This window comes from Methanosarcina sp. UBA5 (genome assembly GCF_002505485.1).
Classification (GTDB): Archaea; Halobacteriota; Methanosarcinia; order Methanosarcinales; family Methanosarcinaceae; genus Methanosarcina.
Genome location: NZ_DAVG01000020.1, coordinates 1 through 3,095, shown reverse-complemented (window position 1 = coordinate 3,095; position 3,095 = coordinate 1). Strand labels below are relative to the sequence as shown.

The following is a 3,095-nucleotide window of genomic DNA, read 5'->3' as shown; positions in this document are numbered from 1 at the left end:
GTATTCTCCAAGCCCAAGCAGAAAGCCAATTGGGATCGAAAGGATAGTATAAGCCGGGAGATTCTTTGCAGTAATCCCTACATGCTCAAAAGAGAAACGTTGATTAATTACTATAATTGCCAGAGGAATTAAAAGAGGGGCGTAGACGAAAATGAAGGTATAAAGGGTAGTATCAAAAAATACAGGCATAGAAAGATTTACCAATCTCAGAATCGGGAGAAGCATTAGTGCCTGATAAGTTCTGTATACTTTGAGATCTTTTATGACTATATTGGAAAGAGAAAACGCAATCAAAACTCCGATGTGCAACCAGATAGCGAATTTTAATTTGCCTGCAAAGATGAGAAGTTCAGCCAGGGCTATGCATACAACAGGTATTGCAATAAAGAGCCTGATTCTCTTAGGCTCGAATTTTTCCTCATTTATTTTTTCAAGCCCTAATTTTTTCCAGATTTTATGCGGATAAAGATCTTTCGGAGGATTTTCTATCAATTCTTGCTCTTTTGAAGCCATGCGTCGATACATTAAAATAATCAGAGCTGCTGCCCCAATTCCTCCAAAAGTGTAAATGAGATCGACACGTTGTTCTATTTTCTGAAGAGGCCCCGAATTCTCATCAGATAGAACAAATGTGGAGAATCCTGATTCTCCATTATTGCTGGCAGGTACCAATTTCAGAACGGCTCCTGTCTGTGAGGATGAAGAATTATTTGAGTCACTACAACATGCAGGAGAAACTGCCAGTAAAGCCAGACTCAGCAATGAAATAATTATTAGAAAATCCAGTTTATTTTGTTTTGGATGAATAATTCTTTTTTTCATTGAAACTCCTTCTTTCATTCAGGGCTAATTCACTTCATTTGTGCAGGCCTGCCATATATTTCACACTTCTTATTGTAAATAATATATAAAGTTTTGTATATAGTTTGTTATTTTTAATCAAAAGTTTTAATTATTTAAATTGATATGTCTGGAAGTATCAAATTATATACCCTATACACCCTGAAGAGACTGTCCGAATTATTACTTTAGTAAGAAATAAACTCCTTTTTTTCAGTTTAGAGGTGTTAAATGCTTCCTTTTCGTATCTTTTGATCCTAAAATTGAATTTTCTGATATCCGTAAAGGATGGGGTATGCTTTGGGTTTCACGCAGTTTGATTTTTTAACAGCTTTCCTATGTGACCGACAGGTAGGTTGAACTTCTCGATTTAATTTTTCTGAAAGCATTTTTCATCCTTTTCCTGCCAGGAAATACGGGGAGTGAAGAAAAGAGTCTAGATATAGTAATAGTTATTCAGGTTTGCTGAGATAGCTTGGTATAAGGTAGAGATGCCCGCAGGATAGGTATAAAATCGATTAGCTTTAAATATATTGTTTTCATGATTATTTTTCTTATTTTTGGCATAACATTCAATAATAAAATTGTATGATTCTGACAACTAAGTATTATTTTATATTCTTCTTGTCCATTTCATTAACATAAGATTATATTAACTCACTAACTTTATATATAATCAACTAGTTTAGTATATTTATTTACTAACATAATATAACTTATATAATCGCTGCCTATAATTTCCAACCATAATTATTAAATTTATGCCTTTATATAAAATCAAATGAGAATATTGTATATTCCTTAGATATATTTGTCTTTTATTAATCGGAGATTATTAAATATTAATGATATTATAGGATAAAAATATTACAAATTATTTAATACATATTATAAAATGATTTCAATATTAAAATTATATTTAAGTATATTTATTATCCATACAGATTTAAAATTTTATGACGTTTAAGATACATTTTGTAAAACTTTCCCTTTGAAATTTATGTGATATTGGTTTCAAATAAGAGGTAATCATAAGTGAGTGAAGAGCTGCATATGGGCAACAGCTTGCAGGGTATAATCCAAAATAAAAATCTGCGTGCTAAAGACACGGTCCCCCCAAATGTAACCGTGATTCTTCCAGCCTACAATGAAGAAATGTCTATAGGAAGCGTTGTCCTGCGGACGAAAAAGTACTCTCGCAGAGTTATTGTTGTAGATGATGCAAGTTCCGACCATACAGTTGATGTTGCCGAAATGGCAGGGGCAGAAGTAATCCGGAATCCCATAACCATGAGAAATGAAATTTCCTTGAAAAAAGGAATTGAGGCAGCATTGGATTCTGATATTATAGCAATGATGAACCTTGGAGTTTGTCATGATCCAAGCCTGATCCCGAGGATGATTGCCCCTATAAGGGATGGAAATTTTGAGCTATCGGTAGGAATCTGTTTTTCCAAGCTCCAAAAATCTTCGGAAAATATACTTTTACTTAATAACAGAAGTACAGAATCCAAACCCATTGGTTATCTTGCTCTCTCAAAAAAATGCCTTTCAAAAATAGACATTTCTCAGATATCTCTTTTCTCTATGCATTCCCTCATAAGTAACGCTGAAAAATCCGGTGTAAAAGTACTACATATTGATATTCAGGAGGAACACGAAGCTTCCCTTTTCAGGGCTTATAAAATCGGAGTTGTGGTGCCTGCCTATAATGAAGAACGTCTTATCCAGGAAACAATTGACGGCATTCCGGCTTACGTGGATAAAATCTACGTCATTAACGACGGAAGCACTGACCATACGGCTGAGATTATCAATAGTATGACGGACTGCCGTGTAATTCCCATTCATCATGAAGTAAATAAAGGCGTAGGAGCAGCTATCATAAACGGTTATAAACATGCCCTCGCTGATGAAATGGATCTGGTTGCAGTCATGGCAGGGGATAACCAGATGGACCCTTATCAGCTTCCCAAACTCATCATGCCCATTATTGAAGGTAAAGCTGACTATTCAAAAGGGAACCGTCTCCTTTCCAAGGAAATGCGACAGGGAATGCCTTCCTGGCGAGCTTTTGGCAATGGCATGCTATCCATGCTAACTAAAATTGGCAGTGGCTACTGGAATATTGCTGACCCCCAGAACGGATATACTGTAATCTCAAGGTATGCCCTGGAAACTATAGATCTCGATTCAATTTATACCTATTACGGCTACTGCAACGATATACTGCTCAAAATGAACGCCTTTGGCTT

Annotated in this window: 1 protein-coding gene and 1 pseudogene; one reads left to right on the top strand and one right to left on the bottom strand. The window is 35.4% G+C overall.

What is annotated here, in order from left to right:
- Nucleotides 1–822, bottom strand: a pseudogene (locus tag BP621_RS02040) (hypothetical protein); the annotation flags it as partial.
- Nucleotides 823–1,875: 1,053 nt separating this feature from the next.
- Between BP621_RS02040 and BP621_RS02035 the strand changes: the two are divergent.
- On the top strand, nt 1,876–3,095 hold a 1,220-nt coding region (locus BP621_RS02035), incomplete at its 3' end, for a glycosyltransferase family 2 protein (RefSeq protein ID WP_292387698.1).